The organism is Bacillus cereus group sp. BfR-BA-01383, from assembly GCF_022663495.1.
GTDB lineage: Bacteria > Bacillota > Bacilli > Bacillales > Bacillaceae_G > Bacillus_A > Bacillus_A cereus_AU.
In genome coordinates this window covers 233,210-258,963 of the sequence record NZ_JAKUFP010000002.1, presented here as the reverse complement: position 1 = coordinate 258,963, position 25,754 = coordinate 233,210, and the positions used below count along the sequence as shown (strand labels likewise).

The following is a 25,754-nucleotide window of genomic DNA, read 5'->3' as shown; positions in this document are numbered from 1 at the left end:
GCTACTATGCTGAAACGAAAAATTATTCTATTAATTTTTTCTTTAATTTGTGCAGTACATATATTTCAAGTGGACAAAGTGGAAGCTAAAATGTTGTTAAGAAAAGAGTTAGAGCCAACTGGTTATGTAACGTGGGAAGTACCTAATAATGAGAAGATTATTGCGATTACGTTTGATGATGGACCAGACGCAACTTATACACCGCAAATATTAGATTTATTACGTCAATACAAAGCAGAAGCTACTTTTTTTATGATCGGATTTCGGGTTCAGCGTAATCCATATTTAGTAAAACGGGTATTAAAAGAAGGACATGAAATTGGAAATCATACGATGGATCATTTGTATGCAAGTAACTCATCAGATGAGAAATTAAAAAATGATATTTTAAATGGAAAGAAGTATTTTAAAAAATGGGTGAAAGAACCTTTATTATTCCGTCCTCCAGGTGGATACATTAATGATGCTGTATTTACAACAGCTAAAGAAGCTGGGTATCAAATTGTTCTATGGTCATGGCACCAAGACCCTCGTGATTGGGCAAATCCAGGAGTTGAATTCATTGTAAATCATGTTGTGAAAAATGCTAAAAGTGGAGATATTGTATTGTTGCACGATGGAGGAAGCAATCGTAGTCAAACAGTTGAGGCGTTAGCAGAAATTTTGCCAAAGCTTAAAAAGCAGGGCTATCGATTTGTAAAGGTGTCAGAATTACTGCAGTATAAACATTAGAAAAAATCCCAAAAGGCAAGTGTACCTTTTGGGATTTTTCGTTATTGGTTCTTTTTGCGTTTCTTATTATTTTGTCGCTCTGCTGGAGTTAAAGGCTCATTTGCAAATTCTTCATTAAAACCTGCACCTTGCCCTTGTGCAGAAGCAGCATTCATTCCTGGAATGACATGATTAGCTTTTCGTTTACCCATTTGATTTCACCTCTATAATATTTTTTGTAGGTTGAATGATGAGCAGTTCATAGTATATATGAACTAAAAGTAAAGCGCTGAAAGAGTACTTTACTTTATGGTAATAGTATTCATAAGGAGCATGAACACTATTCAAATTTAGAAAGATAAAGAAAACTTATGATAATCTATAAGTTTCTTATTATTTACTTATTTAGAAAGTTGTAATAAGATATTATCGTAAGGTATTGAAAAGTTTGTCTACATTTTATATTCAGACAACTTAGTCACGTTTAACAGGGGGGAAACATAATGGTCAAACATAATCCATTTCAATCACGTGCAACTTTTGAAGTAGATGGAAAAACGTATCATTATTATCAATTGAAAGCGCTTGAAAATGCAGGGGTTGGCAACGTATCTCAATTACCATATTCCGTGAAAGTTTTACTTGAATCTGTACTTCGTCAAGTAGATGGACGCGTAATTACAGAAGAACATGTTACAAATTTAGCGAAATGGGGAACGAAAGATGTTCAAGATATCGATGTTCCATTTAAACCATCTCGTGTAATTTTACAAGATTTCACTGGTGTTCCAGCTGTTGTTGATTTGGCTTCGCTTCGTAAAGCAATGGCAGACATGGGTGGGGATCCTGATAAAATTAACCCTGAAATTACTGTAGACCTTGTAATTGACCACTCTGTACAGGTTGATAGAGCGGGTACAGCAGACGCGCTTGAATTCAACATGGACTTAGAGTTTAAACGTAATGAAGAACGTTATAAATTTTTAAGCTGGGCACAAAAATCATTTGATAACTACCGTGCAGTTCCACCAGCAACAGGTATTGTACACCAAGTAAACCTTGAATATTTAGCACCAGTTGTTCACGCGGTGAAAAATGCTGAAGGTGACTTAGTAGCATATCCTGATTCATTAGTTGGAACAGACTCTCATACAACGATGATTAACGGTATCGGTGTTCTTGGATGGGGTGTTGGTGGTATTGAAGCAGAAGCAGGAATGCTTGGACAGCCTTCATACTTCCCAGTACCTGAAGTAATCGGTGTAAAATTAACTGGTACACTTCCAAGTGGTACTACAGCAACTGATGTTGCATTAAAAGTAACACAAGTATTACGTCAAAAAGGTGTAGTTGGTAAATTTGTTGAGTTCTTTGGTAATGGTCTAAAGAGCATGCCTTTAGCTGACCGTGCAACAATTTCAAATATGGCACCAGAATACGGCGCAACTTGTGGATTCTTCCCAATCGACGATATCTCATTAGAATACTTACGTTTAACAGGTAGAGATGAAGAGCAAATTCGCGTTGTTGAAGAATACTGTAAAGCAAACGGTTTATTCTATACAGCAGACAGTAAAGATCCAATCTACACTGATCTTGTTGAAATTGATTTAAATACAATTGAATCTAACCTTTCTGGACCGAAACGTCCACAAGATTTAATTCCACTTTCAGATATGAAAGATGCGTTCCACAAAGCTGTTGTAGCACCAGTTGGAACACAAGGACTTGGATTTAATGAGCAAGAGTTCGATAAAGAAGTGAAGGTTACATTAGAAGATAAAGAAGTAACGATGAAAACAGGTGCAATTGCAATCGCTGCAATTACAAGCTGTACAAATACATCAAACCCATACGTATTAATTGGGGCAGGTCTAGTTGCGAAAAAAGCAATTGAAAAAGGACTTGAAGTACCTAGTTACGTAAAAACATCATTAGCACCAGGATCTAAAGTTGTTACAGAGTACCTAGATAAATCTGGTTTAACAACATATTTAGACCAATTAGGTTTCCAAACAGTTGGTTACGGCTGTACGACTTGTATCGGTAACTCTGGTCCATTAGCAGACGAATTAGAAGAAGCAATCGCAGCAAATGATTTATTAGTAACATCTGTTTTATCTGGTAACCGTAACTTCGAAGGTCGTATTCACCCACTTGTAAAAGCAAACTACTTAGCGTCACCACCACTTGTTGTGGCATATGCGCTTGCAGGTACTGTTGATATTGATCTGAAAAATGATGAAATCGGTAAAGATGTAAATGGTAATGCTGTTTACTTTAACGATATTTGGCCATCAGCTAAAGAAATTGAAGATGTAGTTCAAAGTGTTGTTACATCTGAATTGTTCAAAAAAGAATATGCACAAGTATTTAACAGCAACGAGCGTTGGAATGAAATCCAAACTTCAAATGAAGCTTTATATACTTGGGATAATGATTCAACATACATTCAAAACCCACCGTTCTTTGAAGGACTATCTAAAGAGCCAGGTGAAGTTGAAACATTATCAGGTTTACGCATAGTTGGTAAATTTGGTGACTCTGTAACGACAGACCACATTTCACCAGCAGGTTCAATTGGTAAGCATACACCAGCTGGACGTTACTTACTAGAAAACGGTGTACAACCAGTTGACTTTAACTCTTACGGTTCTCGTCGTGGTAACCATGAAGTTATGATGCGTGGTACATTCGCAAACATCCGTATTAAAAACCAAATTGCACCAGGTACAGAGGGCGGATATACAACATATTGGCCAACTGGTGAAGTAACATCTATCTATGATGCTGCTATGAAGTATAAAGAAGATGGAACAGGTCTTCTAGTTGTTGCTGGTAAAGATTACGGTATGGGAAGTTCTCGTGACTGGGCTGCGAAAGGTACAAACTTATTAGGTATTAAAGCAGTAATCGCGGAAAGCTTCGAACGTATTCACCGCAGTAACTTAGTGTTAATGGGTGTATTACCATTACAATTTAAAGATGGCGAAAGCGCTGAAACGTTAGGTCTTGTTGGTAACGAGTCATTTGAAATTCAAATTGACAAAACAGTTAGACCACGCGATCTTGTAAAAGTTGTTGCAATCGATACAGAAGGCAATGAAAAACAATTTGAAGTAGTAGCTCGTTTCGATAGTGAAGTTGAAATTGACTACTACCGTCATGGTGGTATCTTACAAATGGTTCTTCGTGAGAAAATCGAAGAGTCTAAAGTGTCGAACTAAATAATTAAAATGAATGATAAGGAAGCTAACGCATGTTAGCTTCCTTATTTTATGAAAAGGGATGAAACCATTTGGTTTCATCCCTTTCTTTTTACTAAAAAAATGGAGGTAATATCATGAAAGAATATAAAAGAATATTGTTACCGTTACGACAAGAAAAAATATTAGTAATAGCCGCTATATGTAGTGGAATCATAGCTGCTATTTTAAACTTATCCCGTCCAATTTTCATGGGGCTAATTGTAGGTAATCTTATTCAGCAGGAGTTAAAAGGTGCGTATCTGTACATTGCTTTGTTTGCAGCTAGCCGCTTTATGATGTGGGTGAACAATCTTTTATTTGATTATATAGGCTCAAAAGCGAGCCAACGAATATTACGAAAGAAGCGCATAGATGTATTACGACATTTTTTCTCATTACCATTGGAAGAGAGTGAGAAAATCAAACAGGGAGAGCTAGAAACTTTAGTCGTATCTGATATCCCGAATTGGATTAGGTTATATGGATCTATATTAATAGAATATATACATGCTATCGCGCAATTTATCGGTGCGATCATAGCACTACGACATATAGATATGCAGTTCATATGGTGGGTAACCCCATTTTTATTTTTAAGTGCAATTGTTCCAATATTTATGGGGGAAAAGGTAAAAAATATTGCGAGTATTGCTCAAAAGAATCATTCAACTGTTGTAGAGATGATGTCACAGTTTGTAAAGGGTATACAAGATTTACGTAGTTTACAAAAAGAAAAATGGGCAATTCGTTTATTTACAGGAGCAACAGCACAATCTTATAAAACAGAAGTAAAGAAGACGATGATACAACATTGTATTGGGATAGTAGGAACAGTTTTAGAAACAGGAGCATATGTAGTCGTTCTTATTATAGGCGCACAAAAAATAATGAGAGGGGAAATGGCGGTCGGTTCGCTTGTGGCGGTATTAGCTACAATTGAGATGTTATTTTTCCCTGTACGTTATGCGAGTGATTTATTAGTGATGACACAAGTTGCAATCGCCTCAGCAAATCGAGTATTTTTCTTTTTAGATAAACGAGCGGCGGACAGTAATGTAGAAAGAGCGATGGGAATGAAGATAACAAATGTTTCATTTCAGGAAAATGATGAAGAGAAATGTAGAATTAATAATATTAATTTGCAAATTAATCCTGGGGAACTTGTTATCGTTGTGGGAGAAAGTGGTGCAGGAAAAACGACGCTGTTAAAGTTAATAACGGGTTTGTATAAAACATCTAAAGGTAGCATTGCTTATTATGGTAATGAAGCGCGTATGACTATAGTGTGGCAAGAACCTCGTTTTTTTCGGGCGACAGTAAAAGAGAATATGTATTTTCAAGAAAAAGACTTAGAAAACCAGTTAGAAACAAATATTGAACTTGTAAATGTGAAGCTAATTATTAGTGGGTTATCTGAAGGGATTCAAACTGAACTACATAAAAGCGGTGAAGAGTTTTCAGGAGGGGAAAGGAAACGCCTTGCATTACTGCGAGCGATTGTATCAAATCCGAATCTTATTATTTTAGATGAACCGACTGCGGGATTAGATCCGAGCAATCAAGAAGTTGTTTGGAATATGATTGAAGGACTAGGAAGAGATGTAACGAGAATCGTGGCAACGCATGACGTAGAGAGGATAATACTAGCTGATCGTGTTGTGGTAATGAAAGAAGGAAGTATTATTGAGTGTGGAAATCCTAGAGAGTTATTAAATCGCAATTCATTGCTTAAAGAAATACTAATAAAAAGATAAGAGCTATGTAGCGCTCTTATCTTTATTCAGTATTATTAAGTTGGTACGTGTAGGATTCAGTATCGCTAGTACTAAACTCTTTGACTAGAGTAAGTTGATTTGTATCCGGATTATATTTGAAAATTTTGACCGTATGTTCGCTACTTAGTGATGGATTATATTCTTGAATAGCAAACGTATTTTCAGCAATCTGTGTCATATTACTGGTGGAAACATTTTCTATGGAATCATGATTTGTAGAAATTTCAACGACTCTTCCGCCGTTGAAAAATAAAAGAACGATTACTAAAATAACTAAACATATTCGTATATAGCGAAGTTCTTTACTTAGAGGATGTTCTCCCAAAATAATCATCCTTTCTATAACTATTGTATAGTAGTGGTGGTAGTCATCGTGAAGAAACTAAGAATACCAAGGCTGGCTAATAGGATAAATGAGATTAAAGCGATATAGAGACAAATACGTCCCACTTGCTTTTTTTCAGGATTTTTACTGAAGAGCGAGATGATCCAAGTGATAATCCCGATTGGGGAAAATATAAAACTAAGAATATATTATAGTATTTTTTCGAATAAATTCATAAAAATAGCCCCCCTTTTTGAAGGTTTTACATGTGTAGTTTTCTTCGTATTAGCGCTGTTGTTATGTAGGAAAGTACAGAATAAACAGCACTATAAACAATCCAAGCGTCTAAGTTTTGTAAAGCTAGGTGTATATCAAATTCAGAGATGATAATGAAAGATATAAGTGGAATAGTAAAAGAAATAATAATAGCAGCCCATTTGAATTTGTAAAGTAAGCCGCTAAAAAAAATACATAGTAATGGTAAAGTGAAGAAAACGAAAGTAAAAGGATTGATAAGTAATTGTAAAATATATATCACCTCGCAGGTTTTGTATATATTTCTAATTATATGATAAAAAGGAAAATATTTCATTTCGTTTACAAATATTCTAACTATTTCGACTGTGAATATTTCCAAGCTTGTCCGTATAAGCTAAAATAAGGTATATAGTATTTTTATGAATATGTTAAAAGAAGATAAATACGTTAGGGTGATATAAAATGTGGCGGAAACTTACGATTATTGTAGTATTACTTTGTTTAGCGGGATATGCAGCCTATGAGCAATTTGGAAAAAAGGATCAAGTAGTAGAAGAAAAGCAGGAAAAAAGTGAAGCTGCTATGAAAGAGATGATCGCAAGGAACGGTATTGAAATAGGAAAGAGTGCACCAGATTTTGAATTAACTAAGTTAGATGGAACGAATGTAAAGTTATCGGATTTGAAAGGAAAGAAATTGATTTTAAACTTTTGGGCAACGTGGTGTGGACCTTGTCAGCAAGAAATGCCTGATATGGAGGCCTTTTATAAAGAACATAAAGAAAACGTAGAAATTTTAGCAATAAATTATACGCCTTCAGAAAAAGGCGGAGGAGAAGAAAAGGTAAGCAATTTTGCTAAAGAAAAGGGAATTACTTTTCCTATTTTATTGGACAAGAACATTGATGTGACAACGGCGTATAAAGTAATTACAATCCCAACTTCATATTTTATAGATACAAAAGGTGTCATTCAAGATAAGTTTATTGGGCCGATGACTCAAAAAGAGATGGAGAAACGGATTGCTAAATTAAAATAATGGTGAAAAAGGTAGAGGTGGAAAGTAGCCATTTCTGCCTTTTCTTTTTCAAGTAGTGATGGCTACATGTTATGATAAAGGAAATATAAACGTTTAGAGATAAAGGAGTGTATGAAGGAGTGGGGAATGTATCCTTACCGTTAGATTATGTTGTAATTGATTTTGAAACAACAGGATTTAACCCTTATAATGATAAAATTATTCAAGTCGCAGCAGTGAAATATCGTAATCATGAACTGGTAGATCAATTTGTTTCCTATGTGAATCCAGAGCGTCCAATTCCGGACCGAATAACAAGTTTAACAGGTATTACAAATTATCGTGTTTCGGATGCACCGACGATTGAAGAAGTGTTACCTTTATTTTTAGCATTTTTACATACAAATGTTATTGTGGCTCATAATGCTTCTTTTGATATGCGCTTTTTGAAAAGTAATGTAAATATGCTTGGCCTGCCTGAACCTAAAAATAAAGTAATTGATACTGTATTTTTAGCAAAGAAATATATGAAGCATGCACCTAATCATAAACTTGAAACGTTAAAGCGAATGCTTGGAATTCGCTTAAGTTCTCATAATGCATTTGATGATTGTATTACGTGTGCGGCTGTTTATCAAAAATGTGCATCTGTTGAAGAAGAAGGGCAGCGAAAAGTAAATAAGGTCGTATTTGATGAAACTGCGGTATACGAAGCAGTGAAAGAAATACTTGGACGCAATAAACGTAATGTAGAATGGCTGCGTTGTATGAACGTAGGAAGTTACTTAGATATAAAAGCTTTTTATCCAGTTATGAGATTAAAGGTAAAAGGACGAAAGAAATACGTATTAACAGAAATGTTAGAAGATGATGTGAAAGAAATATGTATGAGTTTAAACTGTGAACCAGCGTTAAAAAGTGAAGTTGGTAATACGAGAATTATGCTGAATAGCTTAGAGGATGTCTTAAAATTGGAACATTATATTGTAGAACAGTATGATTTTGTATTACAAGCGCTTGAAGAGTATAAAGAAAATGAAACAAATGCAGATGAAAAATTAAAAGAGTATTTAAATGTTAGGGTATAAAAAACTCCGTGTACAGTAAATTGTACACGGAGTTTTTTTAGGAGTACTAAAACATAAAATTTTCTTACAAATCTGATTAAAGAGTTTTTCATTTGCTCATACTATGTAGTAAGAAAGCGAAGGAGAAAGGGTGAGCAGCATGAGAAGAAGTCGCCGTAAATCGTTTGAAGAACTTGTAAATGAAAATAAACAACAATTATTAAGTGATCGCGATGCAATCGATCGAATTGAAGAACGTATTGAAAAACGTTATGAAATGAAACTTTTTAAGCAAGCTGAATAATTCTTAACACTAGTACGATACTAGTGTTAAGGAGGCGATAGTAATGGGTAATCCGAAAAAGAATTCAAAAGACTTTGCACCAAATCAAATTGGAACACAATCGAAAAAAGCTGGTGGCAATAAAGGGAAGCAAATGCAAGACCAAACTGGTAAACAACCGATTGTTGATAACGGTTAAAGAAAAGGAGAATATTGCATTCTCCTTTTTTTGTATAAATTTGAAGGAACATAGGCAATTTAAGATGGTATGTATAAAGAATTAGGAGGGAAGTACATGCCGAATCCAGATAATCGAAATGACAACGCTGAAAAATTACAAGAAATGGTACAAAATACGATTGATAATTTTAATGAAGCAAAAGAAACAGCGGAACTTTCTAATGAAAAAGATCGTGCTGCCATTGAAGCGAAAAATCAAAGACGTTTAGAAAGTATTGATTCATTAAAAAGTGAAATAAAAGATGAATCTTAACAGAATGTACAAAAAAGGCTGACGGAAGTCAGCCCTTTTTTGTAATCGTAAAGTTTTCGACGAGTAAACGCCAATTTTGTGGAAATGGTAGACCAATCTTCCAATAGCTAATACCGCCAATACCTTGTTCTTTCATTAAATTAAATTTACTTTGCACGGACCGTGAATCTTCAAACCAAACTTCGTGTTGTACGCCGTTTTCGTCAAAGTAATTAAAATGGGGAGCTTGAGCTGTGAAATCATAACGGATAGGAACATTGTACTTACGTGCTAATGCGACGGCTGCGACAGAACTAACAGCTTTTGCGGGCGGATTACCTTGTTTAAATGGAAGTTTCCAATCGAACCCGTATAAATTTTGCCCCATCATAATTTTTTGTGGTGGCATTTGAGATTTTGCATATTGAAGTACTTCTTTCACAGGACCGATAGGAGAAATCGCCATCGGTGGCCCGCCTTGCCAACCCCAGTCGTATGTCATAATGACGACGAAATCAACAATTTGCCCTTGTGCTTTATAATCATGCGCTTCAAAGAATTTTCCTTTTTGAGTGGAGCTTGTTTTCGGTACAAGCGTTGTACTTAATGTATATCCGCTAGGTAAGCGTGTTTTCACATTTCGTAAAAAGCGATTATATGCCTCGCGATCTTCAGGCGCCACATTTTCGAAATCGAAATGAATGTCTCGCATACCGTATTTTTCAGCCGTTTGCAAAATGTTCGTAATAAATTTGTTTTGAATGGTTGGGTTACGCAACAAGACAGATGTTAGTTCAGGACTAAAGTTCCCGTTTTCGATATTTGTAATAACGAGCATAGGGATAGTTTGGCCTTGTGTTGCAATATTAGCGATTTTAGCTGTTTCAGTAGGTTCTTTTAATGTACCATCTCTTTTTGCTTCAAAGCTGAAGTACGCTAAGTATGTTAAAAATGGATTAATAGCACGTGTAGCATTTACTAAACTTTCTTTTATCGGTATTGTTGAAGGTTGTAAATAAGCGATGGATTCTACTGCTCGTTTTGTCCCTTTCGGTATATATAATTGCTGTCCGACATGGAGTATAGATTTTAAAGATAGATTATTAACTTTAGCCAAACTAGCGAGAGGAACGTTATACGTTTGAGAAATTCGATATAAGCTGTCACCAGGCTGCACATAATAATTATTCCCTTTCGTATTAACGATAAGTGCCTGACCAACAACGAGCGTTTCAGCTGGATTTAATCCGTTGTCTTTTACTATTTCGTCAGGTGTTGATCCATATTTTGATGCCAAGCTATATACGCTATCACCGCTACGAACAGTTACAATTTGAATCATATGCTTGCTCCTTTCAGGAAAAGATTCACTGTTTTTATTTTATTTTTGATTCCGGTGTATTATGATTAAATGTATGCAAGGCAGCAGAAGTGAAAGAAGGCGAATACATATGTTTGTAGCAGAATATGAAGTTGAAATCCGTTATGCGGAAACAGATCAAATGGGTGTTGTTTACCATTCAAATTATTTAGTGTGGCTTGAACTAGGTCGCACGAAACTTATACAAGATTTAGGATTTTCATATGTTGAAATGGAGAAAGAGGGAATTATTTCTCCTGTGTTAGACCTGCAAATTTCCTACCGTAAAGCGATGCGTTACGGAGAAAAAGCAATCGTAAAAACGTGGATTGATACTGTGAGCCCGCTTCGCGTTGTATATGGATATGAAATTTATAACGGCGAAGGTGACCTTTGTATTACTGCAAGTACGACGAATATTTGTGCGAAAAAAGAAGGGTTCCGCCCTGTATCATTTAAAAAGTTATATCCTGAGTGGTATGCGAAATATGAGGAAATAAAAAAGAAATAAAAAAAGCGTGGCTGCTGCCACGCTTTTTTTATTTTTCATAATTAAATTGCGGGAAATCGTCACCTTCGTTAAGTGTAACAGATAAATTATGTCCATCGAAGAACCATTCATCATCACCTTCAATAAAGAAGTTAATATCTTCTTCTTGAATTTGAACAGCAGGATGTGCAGGGTCATCCTTACGGATACCTAAAGAAAGTCCTTTTTGCACAGTACTGCAACCACCGTATTGTACGAAAAAGCGTAGTGTTTCACCTGATTGTAAGTGTAATTCGTTTTTATACCATTGTGCTGCTTCTTTTGTTACGGAAAGATTCATGTATAGTTCCTCCAAATTATATTGCTTTTTCTTTAGTATAAAAAATAACGCAAAAAGACGCTATTAATATGCTTCACGTTTTCTTTTTGCGTTATGTGGGTTACGATCTTATTTTTGCTTTTTTGAAAAGTTTGCTTTTGGCTCAGTTTTATTTATAATTCGTCCGATATTTGCACGGTGTTTATAAATAACCATACCTGCTAATAAACACATCGCAATAATGAAGATTTTATCCCCGCTAACAATTGATGCAATAACAGCAACAACAGCTGTTACCATAGAAGAAAGTGATACGTATCGTGTTGTAAATAAAAGGCTGAAAAAGACAACAGCTAATATTGCAAAAACAACTGGTGAATAGCATAATAGCACCCCAGCAGAAGTTGCAACTGCTTTCCCCCCACGGAATTTTGCGAAGATTGGATATACATGTCCAAGAACAGCTGCTAATCCAAACCATAGTGGGTGAACATCTAACCCGAAAATAATCGGTAGACTTGTTGCTAATGTACCTTTTAAAATGTCAGCAATTGTAACGATAAAACCTGCTTTTTTCCCTAGTGTGCGGAATGTATTTGTTCCGCCTAAATTACCACTTCCATGCTCACGAATGTCGATTCCATAGCCGATTTTTCCAACAACAAGTGCAAACGGAATCGAGCCAAGTAAGTAGGCAACGATAAATAAAAGATATGTAATAACCATGAGTTCAGTCTCCTTTATACAAATGTGTTGATAAAGGGTAAAAAGAGTTTTTCCCGTATATTGTACCATACATTTGTAAAGAGCACATTTCTTTTTTACAAATGAAAAATTCATTATTTCGTGAAAAAAATTTCACAGGAATGTTACATTTCTCACAGAAACAGTAAGACTATATGTAGTAACATTTTAATCAAAAGACAACAACATATTGGTGGAGGGTTATAAATGTTACGAAAAAATACACGTGGAGAAGAATTAATGAAAGTGTTTGAGACAATTGTCCACGGCAATGAACAAGATTTAATGCAAGAAAATGCAAATGTAGATGGCCGCTCTCCAATGGGAGTAATGGGAACGTTCGCATCTGAGAGTGCGAAATATTATGCAGTAGAAAATTTATTATCAGATCAAGTGAAAAAAGCGATAAATCAAAATATATTATATCCACATGATTTAGATTTTTATGCGACAGGAACGACGACTTGTTCGCAAATTCCGTTAGCACAAATGCTTGCTAACGGTTTTCATACTGGACATGGACATATGAGACAACCGCAAGATATTAAAAGTGCATTGGCTCTTTCTTCAATTATTTTTCAAGCGAATCAAAATATGCAGCACGGTGGTCAATCGTTTGCCCTCTTTGATATTGATTTAGCTCCCTATGTAAGAAAAACAGTAGAGAGACATAAGTTACGATTACAGTCATACCCACTTACGAAAGAACAAATAGAGGAATTTGCATGGAAAGAAACAGAAAATGATACGTATCAGGCGTGTGAAGCGTTCGTTCATAATTCAAATAGCATGCATAGTAGGGGCGGAGGACAAGTACCGTTTATTTCTATTAACTATGGAACAGACACATCGAAAGAAGGGAGACTGTTAATTAAGCAGCTGTTAAAAGCAACGCAGGCTGGTCTTGGTAAAGGGGAAACACCGATTTTTCCTATTCAAATTTTCAAAATGAAAAAAGGTGTGAACTTTGAAGAGTGTGATCCGAACTATGATTTGTTTGAATTAGCGTTAGAGACAACAGCTGAGCGATTATTCCCTAACTTTTCATTTTTAGATGCTCCGTTTAATGCAGTGCATTATGACGGGCGCCCTGAAAGTGAAGTATGTTACATGGGATGTCGTACTCGTGTTATGTCTAATATACATGGAGAAGAGACAGCGATTGGAAGAGGGAATTTATCGTTTACGTCTATTAATTTAGTGAAATTAGCGTTAATTAGTGGTTCAAAAGAAGCGTTTTTTGAAGCGCTAAATTATTACTTAGATTTAGGGATAAAGCAACTATTAGAGAGATTCGCGTATCAATGTACGAAGCGAGCGAGAGATTTTCGATTTTTATATTCACAAGGTGTATGGCGTGGTGGAGAAACGTTACAGCCTGAAGATACTGTGGCGCCGATATTAAAACAAGGTACGTTAAGTATTGGTTTTATCGGTCTTGCGGAATGTTTAGTAGCTTTAACAGGGAAACATCACGGAGAAGATGAAGAATCATGGAAGCTTGGATATGAAATCATTTCCTTTATGAGAGAAAGAATGGATAAGGCGACGGAAGAACATCAACTGAACTTCTCAGTAATTGCAACTCCTGCAGAAGGGTTATCAGGGAAATTTGTGAAAAAAGATAGAGAGGAATTTGGTGTGATTAGAGGCATAACGAACCATAATTACTATACGAATTCATTCCATGTTCCAGTTTATTATAATATTCAAGCCATAAATAAAATTCGCTTAGAAGGCCCGTTCCACGCTCTATGTAACGGGGGACATATTACGTATATTGAACTAGACGGGGCGGCGATGCATAACAAAAAGGCGTTAAAGCAAATTATACAAGCGATGGCAGAGAATGGCGTTGGATACGGTTCAATTAATCATCCGGTTGATCGTTGTAAGTGCTGCAAGTATCACGGAGTCATTGGAAATGAATGTCCAAGCTGCGGAAATGAAGATGAGGCCAATATAGAAAGAATTCGCCGAATAACAGGTTATCTTGTAGGAGATATGTCGAAGTGGAATAGTGCGAAACGTAGTGAAGAGATGGATCGGGTGAAGCATAAATGAAAGTTATGAACATCATTCATGATAGTGTAGTAGATGGAGAAGGATTGCGGACAGTCGTGTTTTTTGCGGGCTGTCCGCATCGTTGTTTCGGTTGCCATAATCCGAAATCGTGGAATATTTGCAATGGAACTGAAATGACAGTAGAAGAAATTGTGAAAGAGATTGAAAGTAACCCATTAACTGATGTAACATTTTCAGGTGGAGATCCATTTTTTCAAGCTGCTGAAGTGAAAAAAGTAGCACAAGCCGTGAAAGATTTGAAGAAAAATTTATGGATGTATACAGGTTATACGTTAGAAGAGATACAGAGTTCTCAAAATAATGATATGATAGAGTTGTTACATTATGGGGATGTTTTAGTCGATGGAAGATTTGAAATCGAGAAAAAAGATTTAACACTTCCATTTCGCGGAAGCTCCAATCAACGTATTATTCGATTGAAAGAGTAAAAAGGCGGGATAGATTATATGAATAAAACAGTATTGCTTGTTGAAGATGAAAGAAGATTACGTGAAATTGTTAGTGATTATTTTCGTAATGAAGGCTTTGAAGTGATCGAAGCAGAAGATGGAAAAAAAGCGTTAGAATTATTTGCAGAGCATGAAATTGATTTAATTATGTTAGATATTATGTTACCAGAAATAGATGGATGGTCTGTTTGTAGACGAATTAGAAAAGAGTCAGAAGTACCAATTATTATGTTGACAGCACGTTCGGATGAGGATGATACATTGCTAGGTTTCGAATTAGGTGCCGATGAGTATGTAACGAAACCCTTTAGCCCGAAAGTGTTAGTAGCTCGCGCAAAGACATTATTGAAACGAGCGGATGGTGCAGTAGGAGTAGCTGAAGAAAATGCTATGTCTTTAGCTGGAATAGAAGTGAATCGGTTATCTAGAACTGTTTTAGTAGATGGAGAAGAAATAATATTGACACATAAAGAATTTGAACTTCTTGTTTATTTAATGGAGAACAGAGGAATTGTGTTGTCACGTCAACATTTATTAGATCAGTTATGGGGATATGACTACTATGGCGATGACAGAACGGTTGATACGCATATTAAAAAACTACGAAATAAGCTAGGAGATAAAGCGAAGCATATTGGTACTGTTATTCGTGTTGGTTATAAATTTGAAGAATAACCTTTAAATTACTATGCGCTTTAGCTTTGGAATATAGCAAATTTACACTCTTCTTTGTAGGTGGAATGTACAAAAAATACTTTTCTTGTCTACAACGATAGATAGGAGTATTTTTTTAATTGGATTTCACGATGAGTTCACAAGAAGGACACAAGCTGTGACTATACTGAAAGTACGAATTCACCAGAGAGGGGAAATAAAACATGGGATATTACGACGGACCGAATTTAAATGAAGAACATAGTGAAACGAGAGAAGTGAAAAAATCAGGTAGTAAAAAAGGATATTTTTTCACAGGTTTAGTGGGAGCAGTAGTAGGGGCGGTATCGATTAGTTTTGCAGCACCTTACATGCCATGGATGCAAAATAATGGAGCGGCAGTTTCGTCATTCAATTCTAATCAACAAGTGGAGGGTACTGTAGCTCCTGTTGTTAATAAAGTTAAGGGTGAAACTGATTTACCAGGTATGGTTGAAGGTGCAAAGGATGTTGTAGTTGGTGTAATTAATATGCAAAAGGTTGTTGATCCATTTGCAATGCAACCGACAGAACAAGAGCAAACAGCTGGTACAGGATCAGGTGTTATTTATAAAAAAGAAGGAAATAAAGCATATATTGTAACGAATAACCACGTAGTGGACGGGGCGAATAAACTTGCGGTAAAAATGAGCGACGGCAAGCAAGTTGATGCAAAATTAGTTGGTAAGGATCCTTGGTTAGACTTAGCAGTTGTAGAGATTGATGGATCTGCTGTTAATAAAGTTGCAACTTTAGGTGATTCCAGTAAACTTCGTGCTGGTGAAAAAGCAATTGCAATTGGTAACCCGTTAGGATTTGATGGTAGTGTAACGGAAGGTATCATCAGTAGTAAAGAACGTGAAATTCCAGTAGACATTGATGGAGACCAACGTCCAGACTGGCAAGCACAAGTTATTCAAACAGATGCAGCAATTAACCCTGGTAATAGTGGTGGTGCATTATTTAACCAAAACGGTGAATTAATTGGAATTAACTCAAGTAAAATTGCGCAACAAGAAGTTGAGGGGATTGGATTTGCAATTCCAATTAACGTTGCAAAACCAGTTATTGAATCGCTTGAAAAAGATGGAGTAGTGAAACGCCCAGCTCTTGGTGTAGGTGTTGTTTCATTAGAAGATGTGCAAGCTTATGCGTTAAATCAATTAAAAGTACCAAAAGAAGTAACAAATGGCGTTGTATTAGGTAAAGTTTATCCAGTATCACCGGCAGAAAAAGCTGGTTTAGAACAATATGATATTGTAGTAGCATTAGATGATCAAAAAGTAGAAAATTCACTTCAATTCCGTAAATATTTATATGAAAAGAAAAAAGTAGGCGAAAAAGTAGAAGTTACATTCTATCGCAACGGTCAAAAAATGACGAAAACAGCTACATTAGCAGATAATTCAGCTACTAAGAATCAATAAGGCGAAGCATTAATTAGTAAGGGTATCCGCAAACAATGGATAAAAGAAAGTCTCTTTCATGTTGAAAGAGACTTTCTTTATCGGATATACTAAAGGAATAGGAGGGATTGATTATGATAATTGAAAACCCAACCCGTACGGAAATTGGTGAAGTATTGAAGAAAAGCAAAACGATTGCAGTTGTTGGATTATCAGATAAGCCAGAACGTACATCGTATATGGTTTCAAAAGCAATGCAAGATGCGGGGTACCGCATTATTCCAGTAAATCCAACAGTAGATGAAGTGCTTGGTGAAAAGGCCGTTTCTTCACTGACTGATATTAAAGAACATGTTGATATCGTAAATGTATTTCGTCGTTCAGAATTTTTAATGGATGTTGCAAAAGAGTTTGTAGAGATTGATGCAGATGTTTTCTGGGCACAATTAGGAGTACAAGATGAAGATACATATAAAATTTTACACGAAAAGGGCTATACTGTAATAATGGATCGTTGTATTAAAGTAGAACATGCGATGACAAAATAGTGTAGATTTTAAAGATAGAAAGATTGATTCAGCCCTCTTTACAGACATAAGTAGGGCCGATGAACGAGGTGTTCATCATGAGATTTTTTAAAGGCTGTTTTTGGGGATTGTTAATTGTTATCCCATTTTGGATATTGATCATTTGGATCATAATAAAGGTTTGGAATGTATAATCTTGGAATACATATCCAATTCTCGTTGACAAACGATTATTTTTCTGAAATAGTAGCCTAGAGGAATCCTTGTGAAAAAAACAAGGATTTTTCTATTGGAAATGGTATATAAAAGAGATAAGATAACTTGCCAAAACTATAGTCGAGGCGTTATTCTATAATAGAAACATATGTTCTGATTTAATTAGGAAAGGGGCAAGGAGTTTGGCGAAGCATCAGTTCCAATATAATGAAGATGCAATTCAAGTGTTAGAAGGACTTGAAGCCGTTCGAAAACGCCCGGGTATGTATATCGGGAGTACGGATAGCCGTGGATTGCATCATTTAGTATATGAAATAGTAGATAACTCCGTTGACGAAGCGTTAGCGGGATTTGGTGACGAAATTTCTGTCGTAATACATAAAGATAATAGTATTAGCGTTATTGATAAAGGGCGAGGAATGCCTACGGGAATGCATAAACTTGGGAAACCGACACCTGAAGTTATTTTAACTGTACTTCATGCTGGTGGTAAGTTTGGTCAAGGTGGCTATAAAACGAGTGGTGGTTTACACGGTGTTGGGGCATCAGTTGTAAACGCCTTGTCAGAATGGTTAGTAGTAACGATTAAGCGTGATGGTAACATTTATGAACAACGCTTTGAAAATGGTGGTATCCCTGCAACGACGTTAGAGAAAATCGGGAAAACAAAAGAATCTGGTACAAAGATGCACTTTAAACCAGATACAACTATTTTCAGTACAACAAATTACAATTATGAAACATTATGTGAGAGATTACGCGAATCTGCATTCTTATTAAAGGGAATGAAAATTTCAATAAAAGATGAACGTAATGATTTAGAAGATGTATTTCATTACGAAACAGGAATTGAAGCTTTCGTTTCATATTTAAACGAAGAAAAAGATTCAATTCATCCAGTTGTATACTTCACTGGTGAACAAAACGGGATTGAAGCAGAACTAGCATTCCAGTTTAACGATGGTTACTCAGAAAATATTCTTTCGTTTGTAAATAACGTACGTACAAAAGATGGTGGAACACACGAAGCTGGATTTAAGACAGCGATGACACGTGTGTTTAATGAGTATGCTCGTAAAGTTTCACTGTTAAAAGAAAAAGATAAAAACTTAGAAGGTACAGATATTCGTGAGGGTGTAGCAGCTATTGTTTCTGTACGTGTACCAGAAGAAGTCCTGCAGTTTGAAGGACAAACGAAAGGGAAACTCGGTACAAGTGAAGCTCGTTCTTCAATTGATGCAATTGTATCAGAGCATTTAGCTTACTTTTTAGAAGAAAACCCGGATGTAGCTACACTTCTTGTGAGAAAGGCAGTTAAAGCAGCGCAAGCACGTGAGGCTGCTCGTAAAGCGAGAGAAGAAGCACGTAGTGGTAAGAAGAAGAAAAAATCAGAAGGTACTTTAAGCGGGAAGTTAACACCTGCACAATCACGTAATCCTCAGAAAAACGAATTGTATTTAGTAGAGGGTGACTCGGCTGGTGGTTCAGCAAAGCAAGGGCGAGACCGTCGTTTTCAAGCGGTGCTACCATTACGTGGTAAAGTAATTAACACGGAAAAAGCAAAGCTTGCTGACATTTTTAAGAATGAAGAGATTAATACAATTATTTATGCAATTGGCGGCGGAGTAGGAAATGAATTCGCTGTTGAAGATATTAACTACGATAAAGTTGTTATTATGACCGATGCAGATACGGATGGAGCACATATTCAAGTGTTATTACTGACGTTCTTCTACCGTTATATGAAACCACTTATCGAAGCTGGTAAAGTATTTATCGCACTTCCACCTTTATATAAAGTAAGTAAAGGGAAAGGGAAAAGTGAAGTAATTGAATATGCATGGTCTGATGATGAATTAGATGGTGTAACGAAAAAGGTCGGTAAAGGTTATATGTTGCAACGCTATAAAGGACTTGGTGAAATGAACGCAGATCAGTTATGGGAAACGACGATGAACCCTGAAACGCGTACATTAATCCGAGTGAAAATTGATGATGCAGCAAGAGCTGAGCGCCGCGTTACGACATTGATGGGTGATAAAGTAGAACCACGCCGTAAATGGATTGAGCGTAATGTACAATTTGGTATGCAAGAAGAAGGAAATATCTTAGAAAACGAAATGATTATGGAGACGGAGGTGGAATAACATGCAGGCAGAGAAGTTTCATGACCTCCCGCTGGAAGACGTGTTAGGTGACCGCTTTGCACGTTATAGTAAATATATAATTCAAGACCGCGCGCTTCCAGATGCGCGTGACGGTTTAAAACCGGTACAAAGACGTATTTTATATTCTATGTATGTAGAAGGTAATGTACATGATAAAGCGTTTCGTAAATCAGCTAAAACAGTAGGTAATGTTATCGGTAATTACCATCCACATGGTGATTCCTCTGTATATGAGGCGATGGTCCGTTTAAGTCAAACTTGGAAAGTACGTAATGTGTTAGTTGAAATGCACGGAAATAACGGTAGTGTTGATGGGGATCCAGCAGCGGCAATGCGTTATACAGAAGCACGTTTATCACCAATCGCATCTGAGTTATTACGTGATCTCGATAAAGAAACAGTAGAATTCGTGTCAAACTTTGATGATACGAGTGAAGAACCTGTTGTATTACCAGCAATGTTCCCGAACTTATTAGTGAACGGATCTACAGGGATTTCTGCTGGTTATGCAACAGAAATTCCACCGCATCATCTTGGAGAAGTAATTGATGCTACGATGATGCGTATTGATAAGCCGGATAGTACTGTTGATGATCTATTAACAGTTATTAAAGGACCAGATTTCCCAACAGGTGGTATTATTCAAGGGATAGATGGTATTAAAAAAGCCTACGAAACAGGGAAAGGTAAAATTATTATTCGCGGAAAAGCAGAAGTTGAAACGATTCGCGGTGGCAAGCAGCAAATCGTTATTACAGAAATTCCGTACGAAGTAAATAAAGCGAACCTTGTTAAGAAAATGGATGAATTACGTCTAGATAAAAAGCTAGATGGAATTGCTGAAGTGCGTGATGAGACAGATCGTACAGGTCTTCGCATCGTTGTAGAGTTAAAAAAAGAAGCAAATGCTGAAGGTATTTTAAATTATTTATACAAAAATACAGATTTACAAATTCCATACAACTTTAATATGGTAGCGATAAATAATCGTCGTCCAACACTTATGACATTACCTAAAATTTTGGATGCATATATTGGGCATCAGAAAGAAGTTGTTACGAGACGCTCACAATATGAATTAAGAAAAGCAGAAAATCGTCAACATATTGTAGAAGGTTTAAAGAAAGCATTATCCATTTTAGATGAAGTGATTGAAACGATTCGTGGGTCTAAAGATAAGCGTAATGCGAAAGATAATTTAAGCGCGAAATTTGGATTTACAGAGGCGCAGTCAGAAGCGATTGTTTCACTGCAACTATATCGTTTAACGAATACAGATATTACAGCGCTAGAGCAAGAAGCAGCTGAACTTAATAAGAAAATTATAGAGTTACAGTCGATTTTACAAAGTGAAAAAAGACTTCTTCAAGTTATTAAAACAGATTTGAAGAGAGTAAAGAAAACATATAGTGATGATCGCCGTGCGATAATTGAAGAGGAAATTGAAGAAATTAAAATCGATGTGGAAGTTATGATTCCACAAGAAGATGTCATCGTTACTGTAACGAAAGAAGGATATGTGAAACGAACTGGTTGGCGTTCACATAATGCATCGAACGGGAAAGACTTCGGTATGAAAGAGGGTGACATCTTACTTGAGCGTTTCGATACAAACACGACAGAAACCGTACTTTTATTTACGAACAAAGGAAATTATATTTATCTCCCTGTATATGAAATGCCGGAAATTCGTTGGAAAGACTTAGGTCAACACGTTGCGAATCTTGTATCACTCGAGCGGGATGAAATGATTATCTGGGCGACAGTCGTACCGAACTTTGAGGAAGAAAATCGATTTATTGTATTTGTAACGCGAAATGGTATGATAAAGAAAACAGAATTGAATCAATATAAAGTTCAGCGTTATTCGAGAGCGTTCGTTGCTGTAAACTTGAAAAAAGATGATGAAGTTGTCGATATATTTGCGACAGATGGAACGAGTGATATTGTTCTTGCTACACATGGTGCATATGCACTTATTTTCCATGAAGATGAAGTAAGCCCAGTCGGTGTTAGAGCTGCTGGTGTAAAAGCAATTAATTTAAAAGAAGATGACTATGTCGCTTCTGGTAAACCATTAAATGGTGACAAAGATCAACTTATTCTTGTAACGCAACGCGGCGCTATAAAGCGTTTGAAAGCATCAGAAATTGAAAAGTCAACGAGGGCGAAGCGAGGTCTTGTTATTTTCAAAGAGTTAAAACGCAATCCTTACCGCATTGTCGGTATTGAAATTGTGCGAGACGATGAACTAGTTTACATGAAAACAGAGAAACACATTGTAGAAGAAATTGATCCAAAAGCGTATCGAAATAAAGACCGGTATAGTAATGGTAGTTTAGTGCTAGATGTTAATGATACTGGTGAAGTAGTAGAAACGTGGACGAAGAAAAGACCGGAGTAAAGGAAGCATCTTGCTATGAAAAGTAGCAAGATGCTTTTTTCTAAGCAAATTATTATGTAAATAAAAATAACATTGTTATAATAGTGAAATGAAATCGTTCTCATAAATGGAGGGGCAACATGAAAAAAATAGGTGTAGGGATTGTTGGATTTGGTTTTTCTAGTACAACATTTCACATCCCATTATTACAAACGATAGAAGAATATGATATTCGTGCAGTATTATCCTCAAAAGAAGAGGTGGTAAAAGAAACATTACCAAACGCTAACGTTGTTAGTACAATTGAGGAATTAGTGAAGCGAGATGATGTTGATTTAGTTGTCATTACTTCACCAAACACAACTCATTTTCCATATGTAAAAGAAGCGATTTTACATGGTAAGCATGTTGTTGTGGAAAAACCATTTGTTGTTTCAATTGAAGAAGGGGAAGAACTTATCTCATTAGCAGAGCAACATAATGTGATGTTAAGTGTATATCATAATCGTCGTTTTGATAATGATTTCTTAACAATTAAGAAATTGTTAGAAGAAAATAGAGTAGGAAATGTATACGCATATGAAGCGCATTTTGATCGTTTCCGTCCACATGTACGTGATCGCTGGAGAGAAAAGAACTTGCCAGGTTCAGGGATATTATATGATTTAGGATCACATTTAATTGATCAAGCATTATCATTATTCGGGAAACCAGATGCAATTAGTGCAGATGTAATAAAGCAACGACTAGGAGCAGAGATTGATGACTACTTCCATGTTGTACTTCACTACGGAGTTAAGCGTGTCATTTTACATAGTAGCAGTTACGTGAAACAAGCTGGACCACATTTTACATTACATGGAGACAAAGGTTCTATCGTGAAATATGGTATGGATTCACAAGAAGAGCAGTTGAAAAATGGAATGAAGCCGGGCGACAATGATTATGGCACAGATACTGAAGAGAATTTTGCTACTTTAGAAACAGAAGAAAGCTTTGAGCGTATTCCAACAGAAGTCGGCTGTTATGACATGTATTATAAAGGTGTAAGAGATAGTATTGTAAATGGTGAGAAACCACCTGTAACAGCACAAGAAGGCTTGGAAGTTATTAGACTTATTCAATTAGCAATTGAAAGTAGTGAAACAGATAGAGTCATTTCTGTAAAATAAAAAAGACACGAATTTCGTGTCTTTTTTATTTTTGTGGAACAGAAAGACCATAAAAAAACATTGTAACTATATCTTGTATATGCTTTTCTCGATCTCTTTCAAGAAGTTTTGCTCCGAAATCATCACCTAATTTAGTGAACATTTGAATGTAAAGTAACATCATTTCTTTTGAAAGGTGAGGATTTATTTCATTTTTACGCTGAGCTCGTTCTAATATTTCTAAATACCAGGGCAGGATTTTTTCGTTTTGATAACGATAAATAAACTCTCGGAGCGCTTCGTCTTTTTGCATCATTTGTAACAACATATCGGGCTGAAATAACCCACCAGTTTCCATTTTTCTAATAATCATTTTTTGCATCATTTCGTGAAAAGGTATATCTTCAGCTGCTAATTCTTTATAGTAATGGAATTCGTTCTCTACAAATTCTTGTATAAGCTCTCTAAATAAAGCATCTTTACTTCCAAAATGATTATAAATTGTAACTTGAGAAACGTTTGCTTCTTTTGCAATATCTTCTATTTTCACTTCATTAAATCCACGTTCTGAAAATAAAACGAAGGCTGCTTCTTTAATGGCACGTTTTTTCTTTTCTTTCACTTTTTCAAAACCGTTCAATGCAATCACCTCAATTAAAATATACAAGAAAATATAGGTGAAAACAATATTTTTGAAATATGGACATATAAATATTTCAAAAAGTTGTTGCGAATATGAAAGATGAGGAGTACAATAATTTTGAAATATCATGAATGAAATATTTCAAAAAATGAGGTGGAATTATGATTTCAGTTCAAGATGTCACAAAACAATTTTCAAATGGAAAAGGTTTGTTTCATATTACATTTGATGTGAAAGAAGGGGAAGTATTCGGTTACTTAGGACCGAATGGTGCTGGGAAATCAACAACGATTCGTAATTTAATGGGGTTTATAAAACCGACATCAGGTAAATCGGCAATTTTCGGATTAGATTGTTGGAATGAAGCAGCAAAAATTCAAAGAGAAGTTGGCTATTTACCAGGAGAAATTTCTTTTATTGAAGGAATGAATGGATTAGAGTTTTTAAAGTTAATGCAAGGAATGCGTGGGCTAAAGGATACGAAAAGACGAGATGAACTCATAGAACGTTTGCAATTCGATGTGAAAACACCGATTCGAAAAATGTCTAAAGGAATGAAGCAAAAAGTAGGGATTGTTGCTGCATTTATGCACGATCCAGAAGTGTTAATTTTAGATGAACCGACATCAGGACTCGATCCACTTATGCAACAAGTGTTTATAGATTTAATATTAGAGGAAAAGCAAAGAGGGAAAACGATTCTGATGTCTTCACATATTTTCACTGAGATTGAGAGAACGTGTGACAGAGTAGCGATTATTAAAGATGGTCGCCTTGTAACAGTTGAAAATATTCATGATTTACAAGGAATGAGAAGACAGGTGATAGATGTAACGGTATCATCTCAAGAGGAAATACTGTCACTTACACAATCAAATTTACAATTCGAGGCTGTGAAAGGGAAAACAGCATCAATTATTGTGCAAGGAAACTATCAAACTGTTTTACAAATACTTTCAAATTATAATGTAACTGCACTTCAAACGAGAGCGACTGATTTAGAACATTTATTTATGCATTATTACGACAAGAAAGAAGGGATAAAGCATGAATAAACAATTGTTTTTAGCTAGTTTGAAAGAAACGCAAAAAAGTATTTTGAGTTATGCGACTGGTGCAGCTCTTTATTTATTGTTAATAATTTGGATATTCCCATCAATGGTATCGGCGAAAGGTTTAAATGAATTAATAAGTGCTATGCCGGATAGTGTGAAAAAAATTGTTGGTATGGAAAGTCCAATTCAAAACGTAATGGATTTTTTAGCTGGTGAGTATTATAGTCTATTGTTTATTATTATTTTAACAATTTTTTGCGTAACAGTTGCGACACATTTAATTGCTCGTCATGTAGATAAAGGAGCGATGGCATACTTGTTAGCGACGCCTATATCTAGAGTGAGAATTGCCATTACGCAAGCGGCTGTTCTTATATTGGGATTATTAATCATTGTTTTTGTTACGTATGTAGCGGGTATATTAGGTGCAGAATGGTTTTTAAAAGATAATAACTTAAATAAAGAATTATTTTTAAAAATAAACGTAGTCGGTGGGCTAATATTTTTAGTAGTTAGTGCTTATTCATTTTTCTTTTCTTGCATATGTAATGATGAAAGAAAGGCACTGAGTTATTCAGCAAGTTTAACAATTTTATTTTTCGTATTAGATATGGTGGGTAAATTAAGCGATAAGTTAGAGTGGATGAGAAGTCTATCATTATTTACGCTGTTTCGTCCGAAAGAAATTGCTGAAGGAACCTATAATATATGGCCAGTAAGTTTAGGTTTAACTGCTGGAGCGATTTGTATCTTCATATTAGCAATTGTAGTATTTAGGAAGAGGGATTTGCCGTTGTAAAGTAGAAAGTCCACTAAAAAAGTGGGCTTTTTTGTTTGTAAATTTGAAGCGATATGTTTACAGCGTAGCATCCTAAATTGGATGCTTATCTTTTGTTTTATAAAAATATT

Annotated in this window: 26 protein-coding genes; 19 read left to right on the top strand and 7 right to left on the bottom strand. The window is 35.7% G+C overall.

Annotated features, from left to right (window positions below; translation table 11 throughout):
* The first annotated feature begins 6 nt into the window (after positions 1–6).
* Positions 7–732: a polysaccharide deacetylase family sporulation protein PdaB gene (gene pdaB, locus MR065_RS03500; protein WP_242212513.1), complete on the top strand. Its 726-nt coding sequence runs from the start codon at positions 7–9 to the stop codon at positions 730–732.
* 41 nt (positions 733–773) lie between these two features.
* Here the strand turns inward: pdaB and sspO are convergent, their stop codons facing one another.
* Positions 774–923: a small acid-soluble spore protein O gene (gene sspO, locus MR065_RS03495; RefSeq protein WP_097902774.1), complete on the bottom strand. Its 150-nt coding sequence runs from the start codon at positions 921–923 to the stop codon at positions 774–776.
* Between the two features lie 291 nt (positions 924–1,214).
* On the opposite strand from sspO, the gene acnA reads away from it, so the two are divergent.
* Positions 1,215–3,938, top strand: coding sequence for an aconitate hydratase AcnA (acnA, locus tag MR065_RS03490; RefSeq protein WP_242212512.1), 2,724 nt, complete (start codon positions 1,215–1,217; stop codon positions 3,936–3,938).
* A gap of 116 nt (positions 3,939–4,054) precedes the next feature.
* Entirely contained in the window at positions 4,055–5,713 is a 1,659-nt protein-coding gene (locus MR065_RS03485) for an ABC transporter ATP-binding protein (RefSeq protein ID WP_242212511.1), read from the top strand.
* Between the two features lie 22 nt (positions 5,714–5,735).
* Here MR065_RS03485 and MR065_RS03480 read toward each other — a convergent pair whose 3' ends face one another.
* Together MR065_RS03480 and MR065_RS03475 are read right to left on the bottom strand one after the other, a co-directional pair.
* Positions 5,736–6,068 carry a YmzC family protein gene (locus MR065_RS03480; protein WP_242212510.1) on the bottom strand — a complete coding sequence of 111 codons (333 nt, stop codon included), beginning with the start codon at positions 6,066–6,068 and terminating at the stop codon, positions 5,736–5,738.
* A gap of 11 nt (positions 6,069–6,079) precedes the next feature.
* Entirely contained in the window at positions 6,080–6,265 is a 186-nt protein-coding gene (locus MR065_RS03475) for a hypothetical protein (RefSeq protein ID WP_242212568.1), read from the bottom strand.
* A 514-nt stretch (positions 6,266–6,779) separates the two neighbouring features.
* Between MR065_RS03475 and MR065_RS03470 the strand changes: the two genes are divergently transcribed.
* From MR065_RS03470 to tlp, 5 genes are all read left to right on the top strand, one after another.
* On the top strand, positions 6,780–7,355 hold the full coding sequence (locus tag MR065_RS03470; protein WP_242212509.1) for a TlpA family protein disulfide reductase: 576 nt from the start codon (positions 6,780–6,782) through the stop codon (positions 7,353–7,355).
* 119 nt (positions 7,356–7,474) lie between these two features.
* Entirely contained in the window at positions 7,475–8,422 is a 948-nt protein-coding gene (locus tag MR065_RS03465; RefSeq protein ID WP_242212508.1) for a 3'-5' exonuclease, read from the top strand.
* Positions 8,423–8,561: 139 nt separating this feature from the next.
* The gene (locus MR065_RS03460) at positions 8,562–8,705 is read left to right on the top strand and encodes an FbpB family small basic protein (RefSeq protein ID WP_001254699.1); all 144 of its coding nucleotides are present in this window, start codon (positions 8,562–8,564) and stop codon (positions 8,703–8,705) included.
* Between the two features lie 43 nt (positions 8,706–8,748).
* Entirely contained in the window at positions 8,749–8,883 is a 135-nt protein-coding gene (gene sspN / locus MR065_RS03455) for an acid-soluble spore protein SspN (RefSeq protein ID WP_000527988.1), read from the top strand.
* 96 nt (positions 8,884–8,979) lie between these two features.
* Positions 8,980–9,177: a small acid-soluble spore protein Tlp gene (gene tlp / locus MR065_RS03450; protein ID WP_001133508.1), complete on the top strand. Its 198-nt coding sequence runs from the start codon at positions 8,980–8,982 to the stop codon at positions 9,175–9,177.
* 28 nt (positions 9,178–9,205) lie between these two features.
* On the opposite strand, the gene MR065_RS03445 is transcribed toward tlp, so the two are convergent.
* On the bottom strand, positions 9,206–10,498 hold the full coding sequence (locus tag MR065_RS03445; protein ID WP_242212507.1) for a glycoside hydrolase family 18 protein: 1,293 nt from the start codon (positions 10,496–10,498) through the stop codon (positions 9,206–9,208).
* Between the two features lie 109 nt (positions 10,499–10,607).
* Between MR065_RS03445 and MR065_RS03440 the strand changes: the two genes are divergently transcribed.
* A complete protein-coding gene (locus tag MR065_RS03440; RefSeq protein ID WP_242212506.1) occupies positions 10,608–11,027 on the top strand; it encodes an acyl-CoA thioesterase in 420 nt (139 codons plus the stop codon).
* Between the two features lie 28 nt (positions 11,028–11,055).
* On the opposite strand, the gene MR065_RS03435 is transcribed toward MR065_RS03440, so the two are convergent.
* Together MR065_RS03435 and plsY are read right to left on the bottom strand one after the other, a co-directional pair.
* On the bottom strand, positions 11,056–11,346 hold the full coding sequence (locus tag MR065_RS03435; protein ID WP_098267037.1) for a HesB/YadR/YfhF family protein: 291 nt from the start codon (positions 11,344–11,346) through the stop codon (positions 11,056–11,058).
* A 108-nt stretch (positions 11,347–11,454) separates the two neighbouring features.
* Positions 11,455–12,051 carry a glycerol-3-phosphate 1-O-acyltransferase PlsY gene (plsY, locus tag MR065_RS03430; RefSeq protein WP_000237189.1) on the bottom strand — a complete coding sequence of 199 codons (597 nt, stop codon included), beginning with the start codon at positions 12,049–12,051 and terminating at the stop codon, positions 11,455–11,457.
* A gap of 225 nt (positions 12,052–12,276) precedes the next feature.
* On the opposite strand from plsY, the gene MR065_RS03425 reads away from it, so the two are divergent.
* The 8 genes from MR065_RS03425 to MR065_RS03390 all read left to right on the top strand — a co-directional run bounded on the left by MR065_RS03425 (position 12,277) and on the right by MR065_RS03390 (position 23,168).
* On the top strand, positions 12,277–14,133 hold the full coding sequence (locus tag MR065_RS03425) for an anaerobic ribonucleoside triphosphate reductase (protein ID WP_242212505.1): 1,857 nt from the start codon (positions 12,277–12,279) through the stop codon (positions 14,131–14,133).
* A complete protein-coding gene (gene nrdG / locus MR065_RS03420) occupies positions 14,130–14,582 on the top strand; it encodes an anaerobic ribonucleoside-triphosphate reductase activating protein (protein WP_097902764.1) in 453 nt (150 codons plus the stop codon). Before MR065_RS03425 ends, nrdG begins: the two co-directional genes overlap by 4 nt.
* A gap of 18 nt (positions 14,583–14,600) precedes the next feature.
* Positions 14,601–15,278, top strand: coding sequence for a response regulator transcription factor (locus MR065_RS03415; RefSeq protein WP_097902763.1), 678 nt, complete (start codon positions 14,601–14,603; stop codon positions 15,276–15,278).
* A gap of 203 nt (positions 15,279–15,481) precedes the next feature.
* Complete coding sequence (locus MR065_RS03410; protein WP_098990430.1) at positions 15,482–16,723, top strand: S1C family serine protease; 1,242 nt, start codon at positions 15,482–15,484, stop codon at positions 16,721–16,723.
* A gap of 113 nt (positions 16,724–16,836) precedes the next feature.
* Positions 16,837–17,250, top strand: a complete 414-nt coding sequence (locus tag MR065_RS03405; RefSeq protein WP_242212504.1) for a CoA-binding protein — start codon at positions 16,837–16,839, stop codon at positions 17,248–17,250.
* Between the two features lie 377 nt (positions 17,251–17,627).
* Positions 17,628–19,592 (top strand): DNA topoisomerase IV subunit B, encoded by a 1,965-nt coding sequence (gene parE, locus MR065_RS03400; protein ID WP_097902759.1) that lies wholly within the window; start codon positions 17,628–17,630, stop codon positions 19,590–19,592.
* A 1-nt stretch (position 19,593) separates the two neighbouring features.
* Positions 19,594–22,017 (top strand): DNA topoisomerase IV subunit A, encoded by a 2,424-nt coding sequence (parC, locus tag MR065_RS03395; RefSeq protein WP_098267042.1) that lies wholly within the window; start codon positions 19,594–19,596, stop codon positions 22,015–22,017.
* Positions 22,018–22,136: 119 nt separating this feature from the next.
* Complete coding sequence (locus tag MR065_RS03390) at positions 22,137–23,168, top strand: oxidoreductase (protein ID WP_242212503.1); 1,032 nt, start codon at positions 22,137–22,139, stop codon at positions 23,166–23,168.
* Between the two features lie 25 nt (positions 23,169–23,193).
* Here MR065_RS03390 and MR065_RS03385 read toward each other — a convergent pair whose 3' ends face one another.
* The gene (locus tag MR065_RS03385; protein WP_176555901.1) at positions 23,194–23,796 is read right to left on the bottom strand and encodes a TetR/AcrR family transcriptional regulator; all 603 of its coding nucleotides are present in this window, start codon (positions 23,794–23,796) and stop codon (positions 23,194–23,196) included.
* Positions 23,797–23,951: 155 nt separating this feature from the next.
* Here MR065_RS03385 and MR065_RS03380 point away from each other — a divergent pair, with 155 nt between their 5' ends.
* Both MR065_RS03380 and MR065_RS03375 read left to right on the top strand, forming a co-directional pair.
* Positions 23,952–24,845 (top strand): ABC transporter ATP-binding protein, encoded by an 894-nt coding sequence (locus MR065_RS03380; RefSeq protein ID WP_242212502.1) that lies wholly within the window; start codon positions 23,952–23,954, stop codon positions 24,843–24,845.
* Positions 24,838–25,644, top strand: a complete 807-nt coding sequence (locus tag MR065_RS03375; RefSeq protein ID WP_097902754.1) for an ABC transporter permease subunit — start codon at positions 24,838–24,840, stop codon at positions 25,642–25,644. The genes MR065_RS03380 and MR065_RS03375 overlap by 8 nt, the downstream gene beginning before the upstream one ends.
* Positions 25,645–25,754: the final 110 nt, after the last annotated feature.

Excerpts from the sequence above, each read along its gene's own strand:
- MR065_RS03425 (WP_242212505.1), top strand. The coding sequence starts at position 12,277 with ATGTTACGAAAAAATACACGTGGAGAAGAATTAATGAAAGTGTTTGAG.
- MR065_RS03415 (WP_097902763.1), top strand. The coding sequence starts at position 14,601 with ATGAATAAAACAGTATTGCTTGTTGAAGATGAAAGAAGATTACGTGAA.
- MR065_RS03460 (WP_001254699.1), top strand. The coding sequence starts at position 8,562 with ATGAGAAGAAGTCGCCGTAAATCGTTTGAAGAACTTGTAAATGAAAAT.
- parC (WP_098267042.1), top strand. The coding sequence starts at position 19,594 with ATGCAGGCAGAGAAGTTTCATGACCTCCCGCTGGAAGACGTGTTAGGT.
- acnA (WP_242212512.1), top strand. The coding sequence starts at position 1,215 with ATGGTCAAACATAATCCATTTCAATCACGTGCAACTTTTGAAGTAGAT.
- MR065_RS03470 (WP_242212509.1), top strand. The coding sequence starts at position 6,780 with ATGTGGCGGAAACTTACGATTATTGTAGTATTACTTTGTTTAGCGGGA.
- MR065_RS03390 (WP_242212503.1), top strand. The coding sequence starts at position 22,137 with ATGAAAAAAATAGGTGTAGGGATTGTTGGATTTGGTTTTTCTAGTACA.
- pdaB (WP_242212513.1), top strand. The coding sequence starts at position 7 with ATGCTGAAACGAAAAATTATTCTATTAATTTTTTCTTTAATTTGTGCA.
- nrdG (WP_097902764.1), top strand. The coding sequence starts at position 14,130 with ATGAAAGTTATGAACATCATTCATGATAGTGTAGTAGATGGAGAAGGA.
- MR065_RS03480 (WP_242212510.1), bottom strand. The coding sequence starts at position 6,068 with ATGATTATTTTGGGAGAACATCCTCTAAGTAAAGAACTTCGCTATATA.
- MR065_RS03410 (WP_098990430.1), top strand. The coding sequence starts at position 15,482 with ATGGGATATTACGACGGACCGAATTTAAATGAAGAACATAGTGAAACG.
- sspO (WP_097902774.1), bottom strand. The coding sequence starts at position 923 with ATGGGTAAACGAAAAGCTAATCATGTCATTCCAGGAATGAATGCTGCT.
- plsY (WP_000237189.1), bottom strand. The coding sequence starts at position 12,051 with ATGGTTATTACATATCTTTTATTTATCGTTGCCTACTTACTTGGCTCG.
- MR065_RS03445 (WP_242212507.1), bottom strand. The coding sequence starts at position 10,498 with ATGATTCAAATTGTAACTGTTCGTAGCGGTGATAGCGTATATAGCTTG.
- MR065_RS03485 (WP_242212511.1), top strand. The coding sequence starts at position 4,055 with ATGAAAGAATATAAAAGAATATTGTTACCGTTACGACAAGAAAAAATA.
- MR065_RS03375 (WP_097902754.1), top strand. The coding sequence starts at position 24,838 with ATGAATAAACAATTGTTTTTAGCTAGTTTGAAAGAAACGCAAAAAAGT.
- MR065_RS03440 (WP_242212506.1), top strand. The coding sequence starts at position 10,608 with ATGTTTGTAGCAGAATATGAAGTTGAAATCCGTTATGCGGAAACAGAT.
- MR065_RS03405 (WP_242212504.1), top strand. The coding sequence starts at position 16,837 with ATGATAATTGAAAACCCAACCCGTACGGAAATTGGTGAAGTATTGAAG.
- sspN (WP_000527988.1), top strand. The coding sequence starts at position 8,749 with ATGGGTAATCCGAAAAAGAATTCAAAAGACTTTGCACCAAATCAAATT.
- MR065_RS03380 (WP_242212502.1), top strand. The coding sequence starts at position 23,952 with ATGATTTCAGTTCAAGATGTCACAAAACAATTTTCAAATGGAAAAGGT.
- MR065_RS03435 (WP_098267037.1), bottom strand. The coding sequence starts at position 11,346 with ATGAATCTTTCCGTAACAAAAGAAGCAGCACAATGGTATAAAAACGAA.
- tlp (WP_001133508.1), top strand. The coding sequence starts at position 8,980 with ATGCCGAATCCAGATAATCGAAATGACAACGCTGAAAAATTACAAGAA.